The following is an 18036-nucleotide window of genomic DNA, read 5'->3' on the forward strand; positions in this document are numbered from 1 at the left end:
CCAATGAGTGATTTGCCTGATGAGCTGCCGAGCGATCCAGCCGAGCTGCGTGTCTTTGCCGCGGCTCTGCTGGATCGCTGTGCCAGGCTCGAGCGGTTGCTCAAGCTTGCGAAAGATGCGCAGTTCGGTCGATCGTCGGAAAAGCTTGACGCTGATCAGCTACAGCTTGTTCTGGAGGATATCGATGAGGCCGTTGCGGCTCTCGAAGCAGCGGAGGAGCGCGCCGATCCCAAAACATGCGAGAGGAGAACTGCCGAGCGCAGGGCCAATCGTGGCAAGCTGCCGGAGCATTTGCCACGCATTGTCGAAACCCTGCTGCCGGCTGAAACCTGCTGCCCGTACTGCGAAGGCGTTCTTTTTGAAATTGGGAGCGATGAGAGCCAGAGGCTGGACGTGGTACCGGCACAATATCGTGTGATAGTGACCCGCCGGCCCAAACTGGCGTGCCGCGCCTGTCATGGCGTCGTCCTCCAGCACGCCGCGCCCGAGCGATTGATCAAGGGTGGACTGCCGACCGAGCGGCTCGTCGCGCATGTGATCGATGCCAAGTATCATTGGCATTTGCCGCTTTACCGCCAGGCGCAGATGCTGGCGACCCACGGTATCGCTATTGACCGTTCCACGCTCGCCTTCTGGGTCGGCTATGCCGCCCAGGAATTGAAGCCCTTGTAGCATCGTCTGCGCGAGCTGCTGCTCGAGTCCCCGAAGCTCTGTGTCGATGAGACCCCGGCGCCGGTGCTGGATCCGGGGCGCGGCAGGACCAAAACCGGCTACTTCTGGGCGCTCTCGCGCGATGACAGGCCGTGGGCCGGGCCTGATCCGCCTGGGGTGGTCTATGCCTATGCACCGGGCCGCGGCGCCGTTCATGGCTTGAGACTGCTCGAAGGCTATCGCGGCATCATCCACTGCGACGGCTATGAGGCCTACAAGACCATGACCCGGACGACGCGTGCGGACGCGCTGTCCGGCACGCTCGCCTTTTGCTGGTCGCATCTACGGCGCCAGTTTGTGAAGATCGAGCGCGAGGCTTCGCCGGCGCCAGCTCCGGTTGCCCGCGAGGCTCTCGAGCGCATCGCCCAGCTCTACGCGGTCGAGAAAGCACTCCGCGGCCGATCTGCTGCCGAGCGCAGTGCCGGCAGGCAGGCGCATGCCCGAGCCTCTGGCCGCAGCCTTGAAGCAGTGGTTTGAGGCAACGCTTGATCACCTTGCGCAGAAGAGCGACACGGCGAAGGCTTTGCGTTATGCGCTGCGTCATTGGGACGGCCTGACGCTTTACCTTGATGACGGGCGCATCGAGATGGACACGAATGCGGTCGAGCGCGCGATGCGGCCGATCAAGCTCAACGCCAAGAACTCCCTTTTTGCCGGTTGCGACGAGGGCGCCGAGAGTTGGGCAGTACTAGCTTCGTTAATCGAGACCTGTAAGCTCAATAGCGTCAGCGCCGAGCACTGGCTCTCCGACGTCCTCGCGAAGCTCGTTAATGGCTGGCCTGCGGCGCGACTGGACGAACTGCTTCCATGGGCGTCGACCTACACGATGCATGCACACGATCCGAGGCTGGCGGCGTGAGCCTCAACACGACCGCCGTCCGGATCAAGGTGACCCTCAAGGATGTGAAACCGGAGGTGATGCGATGCCTTGTCGTGCCGTTCACCGCTGCGCCTTGATCGGCTGCATCTGACGCTTCAGGCGGCATTTGGCTGGACGAATAGCCATCTCTTCGAGTTCCTGGCTGGCGAAGGACGTTGGGGCATCCCTGATCCCGATGGTGATTTTGATCCCCAGCCAATCGATGCCCGCAAGGCGCGGCTCTGCGATATCGTTCAAGAGACGGGGGCCAAGACGATCCATTATCTCTATGACTTCGGCGACAGCTGGGATCATGTGATCAAGCTCGAAAAATGGTTCGACAACACGTCGACGGACGGTCTTCCATTCTTGCTCGAGGCCGCCGGTCGTTGTCCTCCGGAGGACGTCGGCGGTGCGCCAGGCTATGCCGAATATCTCGATGCCATCGGCGACCCCGCCCATCCGGAGCACGAACAAATGCGTCTCTGGGGCTCGGAGCGGTTTGATCCCAACGTCGTCGACCGGAAGGCGCTCGAGGCCGCCGTCATCGCTTTGTCCGACAAATGGAAGCCGCGGCGTCGCGTCACGCGGTCAAAATAGACGTCAAGCACCAATCAAAAGGGCCGCAGAGCTACGCTTACCATAGACCGGCAGGTATAAGACATTGAACCACCATCCTGTGTTGTCACGACGGCGCCGCCGATCTCCCCGATCGTCTGTGTAAGGTCGCCGACGAAGCGATCGATTCCACGCTCGACGGTGGCTTAAGGCTGATCCGCAACATAGCCGGCATCGTTCGAGACGTAAGCGTCTTTCTCGACAGCGAGGATGCTTGGCTATCCGTGATCCAACCCTGCTTCGTTCGCCGGCGAAGATCGGTTGCAGCAATGCCCAGCTCTTGAAGCTTGCCTTTCGCAGCCATGAGCTTCTCTGGCCGAGTCTCATCCAGCGAAGTAATCCACGCTGTCACGCAGGCTTCCTGAGCGGCGGTCAGCGCATCTTTCGTGAACTCCTTGAGGTCGACGTTCTCCTTCCGGCGGTCGCGCGCTACCGCAAATCTGTGAGCGACCCACAATCCCAAGACCGGACCGACCACCAACGGCGAAGTGCAGCGGGCTGGGCAGTTCTCGCGCTACCTTGTTCGGGAACCACTCTCCGGCACCGGCGTCGAGAAGTACGACCAGCGTCTTACCGGAGGCATAGGCCGCGCCGCCCTTTCCCCGCTTTTGTTCGATGGCATTCAAAATGAGCGCTTTCGCATCCAACCCGTCAGCCGCGCTTTGTCTCGGCACGAGCACGTGTTCGGTTGGCCAGGTCTGGCCAGTTGCGCCGTCCTGAATGATGCCGTCGCTCCCGATTGGATCGCTGGAAAACATCAATTCTCGCTTATCGACCGCGTTGATGGTGGCGCAGAGCAGCCAGTTCGCCAGCACCTCGCGCGAACGCATTCCGCTCAGCTGCTTGAACGGCTTTCCCGTTTGCAGGTGAGTGCCGTTCTTGACGAAAGGCTCCATCTCTTTCAGCGCAATTTCCATGCTCTTGAAGCGAGTGATGGGATATTTCATGACGCCGCTTTGTCTGCCTTCGCAGCGCGCGCCAACCCTGTGTCCACGCCTTCAAGATAACCGTCGCGCTCGGTGCTCAGTCTGTCCCAAAAACTGTAGGCGTCATCCTTGCGATCCGCCTGCATCGCTGGCTTGTCCAGATTTTCAAGCAAATCGAACTGCGCGGTCGGCATCAGGCTGTTCAAGCGGCCTCCCGCGAACAGGATGTAAGCCGAGATTGCCTCGGTCACACGCGCGAGTATCCTAATTGCGTCGGTGATCTTGTTCGTCGTCACCATCGCGTCTGCGATGCGCTCTCTGTTTTCTCGACTGCCTGCGTGGGCGAGATAGGCATGACTCCATTCGGCTAGACCGTCCGCGCCGCTGGAATCGAGCCATCCTTCGATCGTATTCAGCAGTGTGATCGGGAGACGATCCTCGCGCCCGCGTTTGGTTACGTCGATTCCCGCAAGCTTATCGAACTGCTCATGGGCCATTTGCGATGTTCCATGCGCGTCTGGACCCGTTGTGGCGCCCCAAAAGGCGCCTTTTCCGACTCTCGCGGCCATCTCCCTCTGCATGACCGCTTCATAGTCATAAGGGAGTCCGTCGTGGCAGACGTAATTTTCCCGGGTGAAAAGGCTGAAATTGCTGCGCATGTCCTTAATCAGCCTCCGCAACGATATAACATCGCGCCGATTATCGACGAGTCTCCGGATCGCCAATACCTGCGTCGCGACGTGTCCGCTAATGATCTGCTCGGCCACGAGCGTATTACTGAGGCAGCTTGTTTCGTCCTCGGCAGCGAACTGCGCCAGTGTTCTGAACGAAACGTCCGTCCAGACCATCCCCGATATTGTGGTCCAGATCGCATGATGCTCGTCGGTGTCCAGCCACGCGAGCCACTCGCGGCGCTTGGCGCGGTAGGCTTCAAGCGCCGCCCGCCGCTCTTGCGGCACGTCGCATTGGATGATCCGGAATAGATAATTCTCAGCCATCCGTGCAGCCCGCTTTCGTCAAATCAAACCTGCCCGGCGGACGAAGCCGCAAACCTTTGGCGATAACGCTCAGCGAAGACCTTCTCCAGCTCGTCGCGAAAATGATCTCGCAACTGTTCTGCGTCGGCAACACCGAGACCAATCGACTTCCAGTCTTGCCCTTCAAACTCGGCGGGGTCGATTGAGAATTCACTGCTCCTGTCCAACTGACCGAGAACGTCATAGGCGTAGATATGCTCTATTAGCACGGAGGGTCCGCCAGCATCGGCGAAGACGCCTCCGACCTTGAGCATTCCAAGAATTTCGATGAATGCGATCAGTTTGCCGGTTGCTGGTACGGATCGGACAACGATCTTGTGTCCCAATTGTATGTCTGGGCCCCTGAGCCCAGGAAATCCTTGGATAGGGTATCGAAATGTCCCGCCATGCGTCTGCATGGCTTGCACCACCTCCAACAGCCGGTCCCACTCCATAAAGCCACGACCGGTCGTATGCGCTAGATAGAGCCAGAACGCAGTCACTATCCCGCCGAAAACCGCTTCGGGGCTGAAATCCAAGCTCATTCTCAGTTCATCGCCGTCCTCAATGCCGACCGCGCGCGCATGTTGTTCGGCAACTTTTGGGTCAAAGGTCGGGAACTGCTTTTCAGCCCGATTAAGCAGCTGGCGGAAGGTCTTCATGTTGCGCCAGCCGCGATTTGAACCTTGTGCCCACCTGCAACGGGCGCGATATCATACTTAACCTCAGCAGATGTCATTGAGCCGTCGGCTTCTAGCCGAACCCTGCGACCGTTTCGGGTCTCTATGAGCTTGGGCGGGTTCGAGCCGCGGTCGCGCGGAATATCAAGAAGCGTTGGCCAATCGCCGAATGCTTTGATGAGCGCGTTGTCCGTAAGCTTATCCAGCTTCGTGTTGCAGTCCCTGCAAATGATGCCTTTCGGCTTGAGCCGTCCGCCCAAGGCGTTTGGAATTATATGAGCCTCGGAGTCGTTATCCTTGACCAGAACAGCTCCACATCCTTTGCATGTTTTCTGCGTGTTCATTTGTCTCTTACTCATCCACCCCGTCCGGATATTCAATTGCCGTCATTTATCGCTCCAAAAGTCTGGAGGCATCTCCTGCGCAATTTCGCGCGCGAGGCGCTCAAGCTCTTGAGTGATCTTGTCCTTTGGCGGAGTCTGGCTTTCCAAGGCCATGTGTGTGCTGGCCGTGCCGACGAGAGCCATGGCCTTTTTCCGAGCCTGGGCCATGATTACATCCTCGATGCGCTTTTCGGGAACGATGGCGTACACGAACCGGCAGCCCATGGCCTCGGCTGCTGCCTGCATGGATTTCAGGGATGATCCGCCGCTCAGTTCGGCATGTTCAGCTTGGGCAACACGGGCACGCGTGACGCCCATCCTTTTTGCGAGCTGAGCACCAGACATGCCGAGAGCCTTGCGCACTGTCCGCATCCAACCCTCAGACGGTGTTTGCAGACTCGCATGGCTCGCAGCGGCTTCCACGATGCTTTGATACTGCTGATGCACGATTGGTTTGGCTGCCGTTGTCAACTTATATGTTTACATCCGCCGTAAAATGTATACATATAACTATACAAACTCGGAGAATTTGTCAATATATAAGTGATGCCAGCTCAGCCCAGGCCATTCTTCACTGCGCAGTGAATATTGCATTTTGGTCGGAAATTCGGCATAATAATAATCTTATTCACTGCCCAGCGAAAATTGGAATGCGAACACAAATCGGGTACGAACGAGAAAAAGCCACCCTTGATGCGCTAATAAAGGCGATTCAAGAGCTCCCCCACGCTCACGCCTCTTTCCTAAATGTGCAGCATCCGCCCGTCAGTTCGAATTCCCGGCTGGACGCGACAATCGATCTCGCTGTTGCAGACAGGAATGTGACGCTCCTTATCGAATTGAAAACGACGGTCTATCCCCGCGACATCCGGGAAATTCTTTGGCAGCTCAGCCGCGCTCCGAATGCTGACATGTACAGGCGGACGGACAATGTCATTCCCCTGGTGGCAGCCGAGTCCATTTCAATAGGCGCAAGAGACTTGCTCAAAGCCGAGAACATCGGCTTTTTCGACACCGGAGGCAGCCTCTTCATCCCTGCCAAGGGCGCATATCTCTATGTGGAGCGGCCCGTTCCCAAAACAGTTGAAAAATCTATTCGATCCTTCTTCACCGGCAAGCGGTCACAGGTTCTACACGCGTTGCTTGTCAAGCACCGCGACTGGATGGGCGTCACTGAGCTTTCACGCTTGGCGGAAGTCTCTCCCGCCACAGCATCCGAGACCCTTAAGGGACTAGAGCGGATGGAATGGGTCTCTTCGCGTGGCCATGGCCCCTCCAAGGAACGCCGCCCTATCGACGCATCCCGGCTACTGGACGAATGGCGCACGCAAATCTTTGCGTCGCGGCGGCCTTTGGCTCGGCGAAGATATTATGTACCCGGACGGGACAGCAGCAAATTGGCCGATCAGCTGGCCGATCTCTGTGAATCTGCGAGAGTCGAATACGCGCTTACGCAGGAAGCTGGCGCTCAGCACTACGCCCCCTTCCTATCCAGTATTTCCCGCGTTGCCTGCCGCACGGCTCCAGGTAAAGCGTCCGATGAGATTATTGCGAGGCTTGACGCCCGTGTTGTTACCGAAGGCGCAAACCTCGACATCATTGAAACGAAGTCACGCGGCGAGTTCCTGTTCAAAGAGCTGAAGGGTTCGCTTTGGCTGGCGAGCCCGGTCCAGGTCTATCTTGACCTGCTACGCGGTGACGGCCGTGCTCGCGATATGGCCGAACATTTGAGGAAGGAAGTATTGGGTATTTGAAATGCCAAAGCCGTTAACAGCCGAAGGGTATGAGAACGAGGTCACCGAAAACTGCGAGCGTGTGCTGGTAACGCTGATACGCGGCCTTGGCCCGTGGCGTGACTCTATCTTCCTGATTGGAGGACTCACCCCGCGTTACTTGATAGCCAAAAAGCCGCCGGACGTTCCGGCCCATGCCGGAACAGGCGATGTCGATGTTGTCATTCAGCTGCGTATGCTCGCAGACACCGAGGCCTACCACACGCTGGAAGACAATTTCAAAAAGCTGGGGTTTACGCGCGGAACCAACAGCAAGGGCAAGCCTGTCTCATGGCGATGGGAAACCAGAGCCGATAACGGGACGAAGATCATTGTCGAGCTCCTTGCTGACGACCCTGAGAAATCGGGCGGCAAGGTGATGGAATTGCCGACTGACGGCAACGTCTCGGCATTGAATATACCCCACTCCGCAATCGTATTCGATCATCACAAGAAAACAGAGATCACGGCCAATCTTCTCGGCGACAATGGTGTTGCCACAGTAATTCTCCAATACGCCGATCTGGTCGCTTTCACTTGCCTGAAGGCCTACGCGGTTGACCAACGAGACGAGCGTAAGGACGCCCATGATTTGCTCTACTGCCTAGAACACTATGAAGGTGGTGTCGATGCAGCAGCAAATGACTTCCGTGCCGCATTAGGCGGGAAGCACAGTGCGGTTGTCAAAGAAGTCCTTGGCCTTCTCGCACGTCATTTTGCGGACGACGAAAAAACCGAGGGCCACCTCAAAACGGGTCCCGTTGCCGTCGCAAAATTCGAACTTGGCGAGGACGCGGAGTCACGCGACGCTCGGATTTTGAGGCAGAGAGACGTTGCAGGCCTCGTCATGGGCCTGCTGAACTCAGTTGGCCTATAGCTTCGTCGGAGAGCACGCGGTTACGACACGATCTTGTCTATAAAACCAAGCGTCGTCGCGTTCTCCAAAAGGGTACGAACTTTCGCACGGTCGAGCCCCGCTGGTGCCTCAGCATCAATTTCCAGCTTGAGAGCAACCTCACAGCCTGGAAGCGTCGTGAGCTGCTCGACGATGGCTTCCACGATCTGATGAATGTCGCGCGCAGGCCTATCCGCAGAGATCATGACGGTTCCGACAAAGCGCGTTGGAAGATTCTCTGCTCCAGGTGTTTCGGTCTTACCTGAACCAGCGCTTACTCCGCCTGCGGGCATTGGCGAACCAACGCCCCTGGCAGGTGGAGACGCGACCGGAATCACCTGCGCTTGCGCGGAGAAGTAAGCCAGTGCGATTCCCGGCGCTATGATAACGCTCTCACTGTCGATCACGACCGGGACGTTCGAGGACTTGTCGATAGCAACGCCACGGTACGCCTTATCCGCCTCATCCCATCGCTCCGCATAGGCGAACGGGCCTGGCAGCATCCCCGTAATTGACGCTTGTACAGCCTTGACCAAGACAGCTTGGTTCTTCAAACGCGGCAGATATGTGTACCGGTTGAGATACTCCCAGAGATCCTTTAGCAGGAGATGCGGCTTGTCGCTCCAGATGTATTTCCGAAGGTCCCTATCGAGTCGAGCCGGACCCAGCTTCGGCATGAGTGCTTCGTCGCTGACCAGCTTCTTGCTTGCCCGCGACAGAACTCCATCCTGAGCGGGAATTTTCCCCGAGGTCCATTCGACCTCGGACTGCGCCGTCTCCTGCATTGGGCAAATTAGATAGCACCACGCCTCCTCGAGGCGCGTCTTCATGGTTTCGTTGGCCTCAGTTGATTTCGCCGCCGCCAGTGCGCTGTCGCTTGGCGGAAGGTTAAGGCGCGTTGCGTCCTTAACGATCTGAGACCATGCGATTGCGGCGCGAACAGATTCTTTGAGGCTATCGAGCTGGCGGGCCTCCGCCGCGAGGAACACAAGCATGTTTCGGTATACACGCGGCGTAGCGCCGCGCTGCATAAGGATGTCTTTAGCCTCCTTTAGCGCGTCCGATCCTTCGCGACCTGTGTGAGAATGGGCAACGCCAAGCACGACTGCGCGAACGCCCCCAGCTTCGTCCGGCACATCGCCTGAACCAGACGGCGCGACTTTGCACAGCGTCGAAATGGCCGCGATCCCCAATGCTGTTGATGTACTTGGTCAGCTCCTGGCCAATGGTCATCAAGACAAGAGCTTCTTCGAGCTGGGCGGCCTGGTCCGCTGCGATGCGGTTCAGGCTCGCAGACATTGAGTACCAGTATCGCCCCAAGTCACCGTGCATGAACTTGGCTTGGTTGGTCAGCCGCGCCAAAATCCATCGCTGAACGATGAGAACCGCCGCCTCGACCTTGGCCTTGTCGCGCGGCTTGCGCGGCCGCGCCGGCATGATGGTGGTGCCGTAATGGGCCGCGAGATCTTGGTAGGTCCGGTTGACCCCCGGCTCGTAGCGGCTCGCCGTCGTGACCCCGGCCTTCAGATTGTCGCAGACGAGCGCCTTCGGCACCCCGCCCAGGAAGGTAAGCGCATCCACATGGGCGCCGATCCAGTCGGGCAACGCCTCGCTGAACCGAGCTTGGACGAATGTGTAATTCGACGCTCCCATGACCGCGACGAAGATCTTGGCGGCGCGGACCTCCCCGGTGAGCCCGTCGAACACCGGCACGGTATCGCCGGCGAAGTCCACGAACAGCTTTTCGCCGGTCGCGTGGGTCTGCCGCATGGTCGCCGTGATCCCGTGGCGCCATTCGACGTAGAGGTCGCAGAACCGGCTGGTATGTAATCGTGAACATATTAGAGAGCGTTTTTAGATTGGCGGCGCGGTGCCCGAAGCTCCAAAGTGCGCCGCTGTGAGTGCGCCGGTAAGCTAAAAACGTGTTGGACGAAGCCGCCTAGCGCGCCGGTGCCGCTATGGAAATTGGATGCTGCATCCCAGCGGACAGTGCCGTCGCTGAGGCTGCGGGAGATGCTGGATGCGGTCTTCATGGCGAAAGATTCTAATCGAGATATGGTCTCGCGGACGGAAAGACCGGCGAAGCCTGCGCCTGGAGGGCTCGATGTCGGAGGCGTGACAATAGGATGCATGCTGTCTGCCTTGGCAGACGGAAAGAACGATGATCAATGATTGGAAAAGCCCGACAGTCATGAAGTGTCCAGACGAGGTGTGTCTTGTGACGCAACGGGCGCGAGCACCTCAATGCACACCATCTGCCCTTGACGGCAGGAGGGACATTCCCGCAGGGAAACGCCGGTCAGTTCCTCAACCTTGTCGCGATAATCGCGCCCTTCCTTCGGCTTCACGGGAGCATCGGACTGCTGCATTCCGAGCAGTTCGCGGCAGCGGGCGAGCTTTTGCTTGCGGTAGCGGTTGCCCAGGAAGCCGTAATAGCGGATGCGCTGAAATCCCTCGGGCAAGACATGGACGAGGAAACGCCGGATGAACTCCCCGGCGTCGAGCGTCATCACCTTTTGCCGGTTCTCATTGCGATAGTCCTTCCACCGGAAGCGTACCTTGCCATCCTCGATATCGACGATCCGGTTGTTGGCGATTGCCACCCGGTGTGTGTAGCGTCCGACATATTCCAGAACCCGTTCAGCGCCCGCGAAGGGTGGCTTGGCATAGACTACCCAGTTGATCTGGCGGGCGGGATCCAGATAGCGCCGGAATGCGACGGGATCGTGCAGCCGTTCCAATGACGAAAAGAATCGCAACTCGCCGGCCTCGAAAGCCCTTTGCAGGCCTTCGAGAAACAATCGCCGGAACAGTCGGGAGAGCACGGCGACTGGTAGGAAGAAGCTGGGACGGCACGCGATCCAGCGACTCCCGTCCGGCGACAGCCCGCCGCCGGGCACGACGCAGTGGAGATGGGGATGATGGCTGAGATTCTGACCCCAGGTGTGAAGCACCGCGAAAAACCCGATCTCCGCGCCGAGATGTCGCCGATCGGCAGCGATGGTACGCAACGTCTCGGCGGCTGCGTGGAACAGGATCTTGTAGACCGTGCTGGCATTCTGGAAGGCAATCGCGGCGATCTCGTCGGGAACGGTGAAGACGACATGGAAATACTGCGTATCGAGAAGCTCCTCCCGCCGAGCCTCGATCCATTCCGCTCGGGCGAGCCACTGGCACTTGGGGCAACTGCGGGAACGGCAGCTGTTGTAAGCGATCCGTCGTTCACCACAGCGGTCGCACTGTTCGACATGGCCTCCGAGCGCTGAAGTTCGGCAGCGCTCGATGGCAGTCATAAGCTGCGCGTCGTTCGGTCGATAGCGAGGCCCAGTGCTGCTCTCGCCAGGCAGCACCGTAGCGACGGAATATATCCGCGACCTCCGGACCTGAGCGGCCCATGAAGCCGGCCGTCAGAAATGTTCGGGCGTTGGTGGCGAGGAAGCCTTGGGGATCGGACGCGGCAGCAGTTCAAGCGGGCTCGTCGCTGCGCAAACCTTGTTGGTGGCGATCCGCAGATATTGAGCGGTCGTTGCCAGGCTGCGATGGCCGAGCAGGAGTTGGATGGTGCGGAGATCGGTTCCAGCTTCGAGCAGGTGCACCGCAAACGCGTGCCGCAGGGAATGAGGTGTTACCGGCTTGGAGAGTTTCGACATCCGATGTGCCTGGCGGCAGGTGGCATCCACGGCGCTTGTCGATATCGGTTCTCCAGCAACGGCGCCGGGAAACATCCATGCCCCGGTTGGTCGCACGGCGCGCCAATAGTCCGTCAGCACCTCCAGCAACCTGGCCGACAGCATGACGTAGCGGTCTTTCTGTCCCTTGCCCTGCTCGATGCGCAGCACCATGCGCTGGCGATCGATAGCCTCAGGCTTCAGCCGGGTCGCCTCGGAAATACGCAGGCCGGCGGCATAGCATGTCGTCAGGATCGCCTGGTGTTTGAAGCTCTCGATGCAGCCAAGGAAGTGCAGCACCTCCTCGGGGCTGAGAATGACGGCCAGCGTCTTTGGCGCCTTTGGGCACGGAATGATCCGGTCGAAATCCCAATCGAGGCCGAGCGTGACGCGGTAGAGAAATCGAAGCGCTGCGACGGTCACTTGCACCGAGCGTGGCGCCAGCTTCTTCTCGTTCGTCAAATAGACCTGATAGGCGTGGATATCCTCCGGGCCGAGCAAAGCCGGCGATTTAGCGAAATGCCGGGCGAACTGCGAAACTTGCAGCAAATACGAATCCTGCGTGTGTCGCGACAGGTTGCGGACCTGCATGTCTTCCATCATGCGTAACCGAAGCGAGGTCATAGCGAACTCCTTGACAAGAGGGACGCTGCGCGCGGGCAGCAACACCATCTTGCCAAGGGCAAGCGCTTCTGAAATGGGGTGGATTACGTCGCTGTGCGGGTGGTGCCGGGGTCAGAGATACTGGCTGGCTTCAAGGGGGAATACGCCGCGCTCAACGCGGATACGCTCCCGCGGAGCGGGTTCGTCCAACAGCCGTTATGTTGCGGCCAGATCTATGTTGTCGCTGCTGGAGTGAGCCAAGGATTTCGCCAACCTCCCCGGCTCGCTCCGCAACATAAGGGTGTGACCTTTCGGCCTACAGGGTCTTCAGGAATGCCATCAACGACGGGAGAGAGGGTTGCCGAGGCGGCGGCCTCAGGCTGCTGATATCGACCCTGGCTAACGCCTCTGCTTTCATCTCCAGGTCGACTTCAGCATAGATGTGCGTGGTATCTAATGACACGTGGCCCAGCCAAGCACGGATCGTGTTGATGTCGACGCCGGCGCGCAGCAGGTGCACGGCCGTTGTGTGCCGAACCGTATGTGGGCTCACGCGCTTCGTCGCCAACGTCGGCACCGTTTCGCCCGCCATAGCGGCATATTGCGTCACGAGACGGTGTATTCCGAAGCGCGTCAAAGGCTGGTTCGTCCGCCCGAGAAAGACCGCTTCACTTTTGTTCCGGTCGGCCACAAGACGAGTCAACGAGGTTGCCGTCGTTGACCACAATGGACAGATTCTGATCTTGTTTCCCTTGCCGTGAAGTCGCACTGACGGGGACGCACCCAGTTGGAGATTGCCGACCGTCAATTTTGCTGCCTCATCGGCGCGAGCACCGCTGTTGTATAGGAAAAGCAGCAGAACATGGTCGCGCACCCCAAGACTCGTGCGTCGGTCAGGTTGGTTTAGCAACGCGTCCATCTCGGCCTTTTCGAGGTATCCGATCGCGGTCTTGGCCGCCTTCTTGAATGGCACTGCCCGTATCTCGGAACACCAGGCCAGGTGGACCGGCGAACGCGTTCCGATAAAGCGCGCCAGCGAATGGATGGTCGCCAGCCGTTGGTTGCGGGTGACCTCGCTGCACTGGCGATCGCGCTCCAGGTGGTCGAGGAACTTGCGGACGACTTCCGGCGTCAGCTCTTCCACGGTCATGCGATCGATGGCGCAGCCTCCCTGCTTGCTGGCAAACGGCAGCAACAATGTCAGCGTGTCGCGGTAGCTGGCCTGGGTGTTGCGAGAAAGATTGCGCTCGGCGACCAGATGTTCCAGCAAGAACCGCCGGATCCACGGACCAAGCAGGCTCTTATCCTTCATGGTCGGCCTCCATCGCGTACAGAGCAAAGCGCTCGCTGGCCGCCTGGAGAAGATCCGGCGTCACCTGCAAATAGCGCTGGGTTGAACGGATATCGATGTGGCCAAGGTAGGTTGCGAGTTGCGGAAGCAGTCGCTGCACCTCCTGGCCGGAGCGATACCATGCGATCACCCGGTGCACCGCGGCTGTGTGGCGAATATCGTGCAGCCGTGGAGGTCTAGGCTCGCCGACAGGGCAACTGATTCCGGCGGCTCTGCGGACATGCTGAAACCAGGAGATGACCCGCACATAGTGCCACGGTCGACTGCCGCGCGTAGTGAATAATGGAGATTCTTGCCCGCGCGGCAGAGGGAGCCGGCGACGGCACTCGACGTATTCGACCAGTTCCTGGTTGAGCTTTGGTCCGATTGGCACGAGGCGCGTTTTGAAGAACTTCGTGTCACGGACGGTGATGACCTGATCAGTCAGATCCACGTCTTGCAAGACCAAACGAAGCGCCTCGCCAATGCGCATGCCGCTTCCGTACAGCAACAAGAGAAGCGTACGGTACATAGCTGGGACGTGAGGGCGATGCCCAACCTTCAGAATCGAGGTCGCATCCAACAGGCGGCGCAGTTCTTCCGTGGAATAAACATAGGGCGTTTGTTGCGGCGGCAGCTTTGGAAACGTTGTCGGCAGTGGGGAGGATGCCACGTACCCACGACTGATGGCGAAACTATAGAGACCGCTCAAAACCCTATATCGCAGCATCCAAGTGGCACTGAGCGATCCTTTGCCTTGGAGGAACTCGGCCACCGCCTCTGGGGTGACTCCGCCGATATCTCGATTGCCCATCGCTCGGCAGAATCTGCGGAGCAGAACCTCAGCGGACTCGAAACGCGCCCCCAGTGACCGGTGCTTGGCCAGATAGGCGTCGACAACATGGGTCAGCATCATTGGAGGCCTCCCAGGTCGAACGCTCCGACCTCGCGAAGCGCCTGCATGTTCACCTTGGCGTAGATGCTGGTTGACGCCGCGCTGCGATGTCCCAAATGGTCCCCGATCTCCTTTATCGACAGACCTTCGGCAAGAAGCCGGGAAGCGCAGGCGTGGCGCAACGCATGGCCACCACGGTGAGCAGCGTCGATTCCAAGTGCAACAAATCTGCGGTTGGCGACATCATAGATGCTCCCTGCCTTCAACGGCCGACGGGGCGCTTGCATGCGGAGGAATACTTCCGGGCACGATGACGACGGCCGCACCGTGTCGATGTAGCGGGCGAGCGCCTCAGCCGCAGAGGAGACCAGCGGGTAGATTTGCGGCTGGCGGCGCTTCAGGCGGAAAAGCCGTAGCGTCCTACCGGCCCAGTCAATCTGATCAAGGCGCAATGCCGCCACTTCGCCGCTGCGCAGCCCGTAGACTGCGAGCAACAGCAGGATCGCACGATCACGGATGTCCCGGGAGTTGTCAGTCTCGGCGTCGGCCAACATGCGCTGCACGTCGCACCAATCTGGGGCATACGGCAGCGACTCCTGACGATAGAGTCGAGGCCGACAAATCGAGGCCGCTAAGCGGTCCGTACACATTCCCCGCTTTGCCGCGTAGCGCAGAAATCCTCGCAAGGCAGAGGCTGTGCTGGCCACCGAAACGCGGGACCATCGTCCCGTGGCCTGGGCGATGAAATAGGCGTCGACGTCTTCAGGCTGAAGATCCCTGAATTGCCGGTTGGTCTTGTCGCACCAGCGCAGGAACCTGCCGACGATCCGGCTCCATTGCTCCACCGTCGATGGCGTGAATCCGCGCTCATTGCGCATCCATGTCACATACTGGTCGAGTTGGCGCTGGTATTGAAACACGACGGTCGGTTCACTCCACCAACCGAGAAATCGAAGCCAAGGTCGTCCGATGTCGACCACTCTTCGTGCTGCGGTGACAGCCCCCGTCAGGCGCAGACGCTCGGTCGCGATCCGTTGGAGCGCCTCGATATCGATGCCCTCCGAAGCATCTCGATCGAGATATGCCGCAATCCGCAACAGCTCGTTCCGCTTGAGTCTGAGAGAAGCTGCGGTCGCGCCGGCTTCTGCACAGTGGCGAAGGTACCGGTACCGCTCGTCGGTGAATGGTGCGTCATCACGGTGGGGCACGGTCAAGGGGATGGAATAAATCGTCTGATCCATAGCGAGCCTCCATTGGACAAATGGTTCGCTACCCAGACCTCAAATTATGTTGCGTGAACAATGCCCACAGTGTTGACGCTCCCCGCAATTATAGCTCTTTGCACAACATAAATCTGGCCGCAACATAACGGCTGTAGCCGTAGCCGTCGGGATGATGCCCGCGGTATTCCTCCCACAGCAGCGCCAGCGTTACGCTGCGGCGGCGCAACTCGGCATGGACACGCCCCCAATCCGGAAGCGGCTTCGATCGCGGCGGGTTGTAGCCGGCCGGCGCAAACAGCTTGCGCTCCAGCGCGGTGTCGTCGAGCTCCTCCGGGATCGGCCAAGTGATGCCGATCACCGCGGCGCGGCGGACATACTCCGCAATCGCCGTGCGACCGATCCCGACAGATCGGGAGATCACCCGATCGCTCGTCCCACAGGAATACTTCAGGCGTAGAACTTCTCGAATCTTCCGCATCGGCAATCTCTCGGCGGGCATCGGACCTCCCATTGCGTGAACCGCAAAAGGAGGGACCTTGCCCCGTTCAGATTGCCGACAACGCCCCCCGTCTCCGCCATTCGGCAAAGCTATCGAAGCTTGGAAAGCTGTCGGGCTTTCCAGGCATTGGCCAAGGGACGCAGAACGACCCAGCGTCCCCGCGCAGTGGCACAATCGAATCCAAGTAGTCGGTGGGAAGCAATCGTCCCTCGCTCTATTCCGTCAGAAAGCCGGGATATACGAAGGCGCCCTTGATCGTTTCGGCGTCTTTCTCGCTGACCCCTTGACCGCGAACAACATCGTACCACGAGGCGCGCACCTGTTCGGTCATGTTCGAGACAATCGCCTTGGCGTCTTCGGCATCTAGCAGAAAGCGGGCGTGTTGCGACAGCACGTTCTTTGCATTTGCAAATCGCCCCTGGTCGCCAACCTCCAGGGCTAGATCGCGGTGTTCCTGCGAGATAACCGGGGACGGCGTCAGGTCATAAGCTGGCGAAAGCTGCCATTCCAGCTCTTTGGCGACCAGCGCGTGGTTGCGAGGATGATCATCCAGGTTGGAGATCAGCGCATTGAACGTCATGCGTTGGAAAAGTTCCTTGGCATCCTTTTCCGGCTCTTGCGTAACCCGGCGCATCTCTTCGGCCATCAATACATACGACCAGCGGTCTCGCATCTCGAGTGCTTCCTCAGCACGCAGCACGGTTAGCCCGCTGATCATCCGCGAACGCAGGTATCCCTTATCCGTCTTCGTTCGATCGAACCGCTTGACGAGAAGAACGTCCTTCGCTCCGACCGTGGCGACACGGCTCTCAGCGACGCGAAGGCCGCAAGATTTGGCCAACTCAAGCATCGCGCGCTCGACGCGCGTGTTGTTCCAGCGGTCGTCGGGGCGGTTGAATTTCGCGATCCAGAGTCCGTCGTCGTCCTCTACGACAGCTTTCGGACGGGCTCCCCCCATGGAGGTGCCTAGGAGCATCAAGTCTTGGACCTGTGCTGCCTCCTCGGTTTTTACATCTTCCTCACGCATCAAGGCTTCGGCGATTTCCTGAAGCTTGGCGAGTTCGAGCGTTTTGTTGAATTTACGACGCGGTGCCGGAGGTTGTTGACCAAGTCCAAACCCAAGCGCCCCTGCGCGGTCGTCGGCTGAATTCAGCAGGTAATCGAGTTCACCAAGTTGAGGAACTCCGGCATGCTTCTCGATGACACGGCGACCCCAATAGTCCGGTCCTGCGTCGCGCAACGCGCCAAAGACACCATTCAGTCGGCCTGTTTCGTAGGTCTCTCCCGAGAGTTTAAGCTCGACCGGATCAATCGATACCGCATCTCCGCGTGAGAGGTACGACTTGCCGTAAACGAAGCGGCCCAGAGCGTTGCCACGGCGATCCTTGGCAAGCTGGAAACGGCCGGCGGTCACCGCTTCAGTCTGACCGGGCAGCGTGATGTAGACGAAGCATTCGGTGTTGCCTTTAGAAGTCATTGTCTAGCCCCCTGGGTTTACGAGCCCGCTTGCGCTCCCGCGTCGCTTGCAATGCGATTCCTTCTTTGTCTTTGGACGGATCCGCAAGTTCTTCGAGGGGGCTGGAGCATATCGTAGAGCCACAGCAGTCCGGCATAGACCACGATACCCGTCGAGGCTTTGCCCTTTTCGGCATCCATAACGGCCCGCAGTCCCGTTCCAATTCTGCTGGCTGCATCCTCCATGGTCATGTTGCGGCGGATGCGTGCAGTGCGCAGATCAGCTCCCAATTGCTTGAGGGCCCGCGACACGTGGAAGGGCGGTGCCTTTTGAAGTTTGTTGGTCGCTACCATGCTCTTAAAGGCCCGATACTCGATTTATAGTGCTTTTAAGAGCATGCATCAATTTGCTGCGTTTTGCAATTATTTGCTTTTAAGAGCCCATAATAAAAGATAACTGGCTCTTAAGAGCATTTATACCGTTTGGCTTCTTCTTTGAGGTA

At 59.0% G+C, this 18036-nt stretch carries 16 protein-coding genes and 3 pseudogenes; 4 read left to right on the plus strand and 15 right to left on the minus strand.

All coding sequences use genetic code 11. From position 1 onward, the window contains the following. Window positions 1–3: 3 nt before the first annotated feature. Together tnpC and ACVWW1_RS41380 are read left to right on the plus strand one after the other, a co-directional pair. Window positions 4–1570, plus strand: a pseudogene (gene tnpC / locus ACVWW1_RS41375) (IS66 family transposase). Beyond that, window positions 1567–2170 (plus strand): annotated as a pseudogene (locus ACVWW1_RS41380) (plasmid pRiA4b ORF-3 family protein). Before tnpC ends, ACVWW1_RS41380 begins: the two co-directional pseudogenes overlap by 4 nt. A 341-nt stretch (window positions 2171–2511) precedes the next feature. Here ACVWW1_RS41380 and ACVWW1_RS41385 read toward each other — a convergent pair. From ACVWW1_RS41385 to ACVWW1_RS41405, 5 genes are read right to left on the minus strand one after another with little or no spacing between them, the layout of a single operon-like run. Next, the gene (locus tag ACVWW1_RS41385; RefSeq protein WP_456659864.1) at window positions 2512–3135 is read right to left on the minus strand and encodes a hypothetical protein; all 624 of its coding nucleotides are present in this window, start codon (window positions 3133–3135) and stop codon (window positions 2512–2514) included. Further along, entirely contained in the window at window positions 3132–4112 is a 981-nt protein-coding gene (locus ACVWW1_RS41390) for a hypothetical protein (RefSeq protein ID WP_456659865.1), read from the minus strand. Before ACVWW1_RS41390 ends, ACVWW1_RS41385 begins: the two co-directional genes overlap by 4 nt. Before the next feature lie 23 nt (window positions 4113–4135). Then, window positions 4136–4792, minus strand: a complete 657-nt coding sequence (locus ACVWW1_RS41395; protein ID WP_456659866.1) for a hypothetical protein — start codon at window positions 4790–4792, stop codon at window positions 4136–4138. Continuing rightward, complete coding sequence (locus ACVWW1_RS41400) at window positions 4789–5154, minus strand: HNH endonuclease (RefSeq protein ID WP_456659867.1); 366 nt, start codon at window positions 5152–5154, stop codon at window positions 4789–4791. Before ACVWW1_RS41400 ends, ACVWW1_RS41395 begins: the two co-directional genes overlap by 4 nt. A gap of 42 nt (window positions 5155–5196) precedes the next feature. Continuing rightward, on the minus strand, window positions 5197–5664 hold the full coding sequence (locus tag ACVWW1_RS41405; protein WP_456659868.1) for a mobile mystery protein A: 468 nt from the start codon (window positions 5662–5664) through the stop codon (window positions 5197–5199). A 179-nt stretch (window positions 5665–5843) separates the two neighbouring features. Here ACVWW1_RS41405 and ACVWW1_RS41410 point away from each other — a divergent pair, with 179 nt between their 5' ends. Both ACVWW1_RS41410 and ACVWW1_RS41415 read left to right on the plus strand, forming a co-directional pair. Then, complete coding sequence (locus tag ACVWW1_RS41410) at window positions 5844–6947, plus strand: type IV toxin-antitoxin system AbiEi family antitoxin (RefSeq protein WP_456659869.1); 1104 nt, start codon at window positions 5844–5846, stop codon at window positions 6945–6947. A gap of 1 nt (window position 6948) precedes the next feature. After that, window positions 6949–7842 (plus strand): antitoxin, encoded by an 894-nt coding sequence (locus tag ACVWW1_RS41415; protein ID WP_456659870.1) that lies wholly within the window; start codon window positions 6949–6951, stop codon window positions 7840–7842. A 20-nt stretch (window positions 7843–7862) separates the two neighbouring features. Here the strand turns inward: ACVWW1_RS41415 and ACVWW1_RS41420 are convergent, their stop codons facing one another. From ACVWW1_RS41420 to ACVWW1_RS41465, 10 genes and pseudogenes are all read right to left on the minus strand, one after another. Next, window positions 7863–8855 (minus strand): hypothetical protein, encoded by a 993-nt coding sequence (locus ACVWW1_RS41420; RefSeq protein ID WP_456659871.1) that lies wholly within the window; start codon window positions 8853–8855, stop codon window positions 7863–7865. A 46-nt stretch (window positions 8856–8901) separates the two neighbouring features. After that, window positions 8902–9630, minus strand: a complete 729-nt coding sequence (gene istA, locus ACVWW1_RS41425; protein ID WP_456659872.1) for an IS21 family transposase — start codon at window positions 9628–9630, stop codon at window positions 8902–8904. Between the two features lie 419 nt (window positions 9631–10049). Then, window positions 10050–11256 (minus strand): annotated as a pseudogene (locus ACVWW1_RS41430) (IS91 family transposase). An 11-nt stretch (window positions 11257–11267) separates the two neighbouring features. After that, window positions 11268–12152: a tyrosine-type recombinase/integrase gene (locus ACVWW1_RS41435; protein ID WP_456660797.1), complete on the minus strand. Its 885-nt coding sequence runs from the start codon at window positions 12150–12152 to the stop codon at window positions 11268–11270. 295 nt (window positions 12153–12447) lie between these two features. After that, the gene (locus ACVWW1_RS41440) at window positions 12448–13443 is read right to left on the minus strand and encodes a tyrosine-type recombinase/integrase (RefSeq protein WP_456659873.1); all 996 of its coding nucleotides are present in this window, start codon (window positions 13441–13443) and stop codon (window positions 12448–12450) included. Beyond that, window positions 13433–14377, minus strand: a complete 945-nt coding sequence (locus ACVWW1_RS41445) for a tyrosine-type recombinase/integrase (protein WP_456659874.1) — start codon at window positions 14375–14377, stop codon at window positions 13433–13435. Before ACVWW1_RS41445 ends, ACVWW1_RS41440 begins: the two co-directional genes overlap by 11 nt. Then, a complete protein-coding gene (locus ACVWW1_RS41450; protein WP_456659875.1) occupies window positions 14374–15597 on the minus strand; it encodes a tyrosine-type recombinase/integrase in 1224 nt (407 codons plus the stop codon). The genes ACVWW1_RS41445 and ACVWW1_RS41450 overlap by 4 nt, the downstream gene beginning before the upstream one ends. 88 nt (window positions 15598–15685) lie before the next feature. Further along, the gene (locus ACVWW1_RS41455; RefSeq protein ID WP_456659876.1) at window positions 15686–16057 is read right to left on the minus strand and encodes a hypothetical protein; all 372 of its coding nucleotides are present in this window, start codon (window positions 16055–16057) and stop codon (window positions 15686–15688) included. Between the two features lie 235 nt (window positions 16058–16292). Then, window positions 16293–17555 (minus strand): type II toxin-antitoxin system HipA family toxin, encoded by a 1263-nt coding sequence (locus ACVWW1_RS41460; protein ID WP_429032519.1) that lies wholly within the window; start codon window positions 17553–17555, stop codon window positions 16293–16295. Window positions 17556–17572: 17 nt separating this feature from the next. Continuing rightward, window positions 17573–17887, minus strand: a complete 315-nt coding sequence (locus ACVWW1_RS41465; RefSeq protein WP_456659877.1) for a hypothetical protein — start codon at window positions 17885–17887, stop codon at window positions 17573–17575. Window positions 17888–18036: the final 149 nt, after the last annotated feature.

It is taken from the genome of Bradyrhizobium sp. JR3.5, assembly GCF_054057015.1.

Excerpts from the sequence above, each read along its gene's own strand:
- ACVWW1_RS41385 (WP_456659864.1), bottom strand. The coding sequence starts at position 3,135 with ATGAAATATCCCATCACTCGCTTCAAGAGCATGGAAATTGCGCTGAAA.
- ACVWW1_RS41390 (WP_456659865.1), bottom strand. The coding sequence starts at position 4,112 with ATGGCTGAGAATTATCTATTCCGGATCATCCAATGCGACGTGCCGCAA.
- ACVWW1_RS41395 (WP_456659866.1), bottom strand. The coding sequence starts at position 4,792 with ATGAAGACCTTCCGCCAGCTGCTTAATCGGGCTGAAAAGCAGTTCCCG.
- ACVWW1_RS41400 (WP_456659867.1), bottom strand. The coding sequence starts at position 5,154 with ATGAACACGCAGAAAACATGCAAAGGATGTGGAGCTGTTCTGGTCAAG.
- ACVWW1_RS41410 (WP_456659869.1), top strand. The coding sequence starts at position 5,844 with ATGCGAACACAAATCGGGTACGAACGAGAAAAAGCCACCCTTGATGCG.
- ACVWW1_RS41415 (WP_456659870.1), top strand. The coding sequence starts at position 6,949 with ATGCCAAAGCCGTTAACAGCCGAAGGGTATGAGAACGAGGTCACCGAA.
- ACVWW1_RS41420 (WP_456659871.1), bottom strand. The coding sequence starts at position 8,855 with ATGCTTGTGTTCCTCGCGGCGGAGGCCCGCCAGCTCGATAGCCTCAAA.
- istA (WP_456659872.1), bottom strand. The coding sequence starts at position 9,630 with ATGCGGCAGACCCACGCGACCGGCGAAAAGCTGTTCGTGGACTTCGCC.
- ACVWW1_RS41435 (WP_456660797.1), bottom strand. The coding sequence starts at position 12,152 with ATGACCTCGCTTCGGTTACGCATGATGGAAGACATGCAGGTCCGCAAC.
- ACVWW1_RS41440 (WP_456659873.1), bottom strand. The coding sequence starts at position 13,443 with ATGAAGGATAAGAGCCTGCTTGGTCCGTGGATCCGGCGGTTCTTGCTG.
- ACVWW1_RS41445 (WP_456659874.1), bottom strand. The coding sequence starts at position 14,377 with ATGATGCTGACCCATGTTGTCGACGCCTATCTGGCCAAGCACCGGTCA.
- ACVWW1_RS41450 (WP_456659875.1), bottom strand. The coding sequence starts at position 15,597 with ATGGATCAGACGATTTATTCCATCCCCTTGACCGTGCCCCACCGTGAT.
- ACVWW1_RS41455 (WP_456659876.1), bottom strand. The coding sequence starts at position 16,057 with ATGCGGAAGATTCGAGAAGTTCTACGCCTGAAGTATTCCTGTGGGACG.
- ACVWW1_RS41460 (WP_429032519.1), bottom strand. The coding sequence starts at position 17,555 with ATGACTTCTAAAGGCAACACCGAATGCTTCGTCTACATCACGCTGCCC.
- ACVWW1_RS41465 (WP_456659877.1), bottom strand. The coding sequence starts at position 17,887 with ATGGTAGCGACCAACAAACTTCAAAAGGCACCGCCCTTCCACGTGTCG.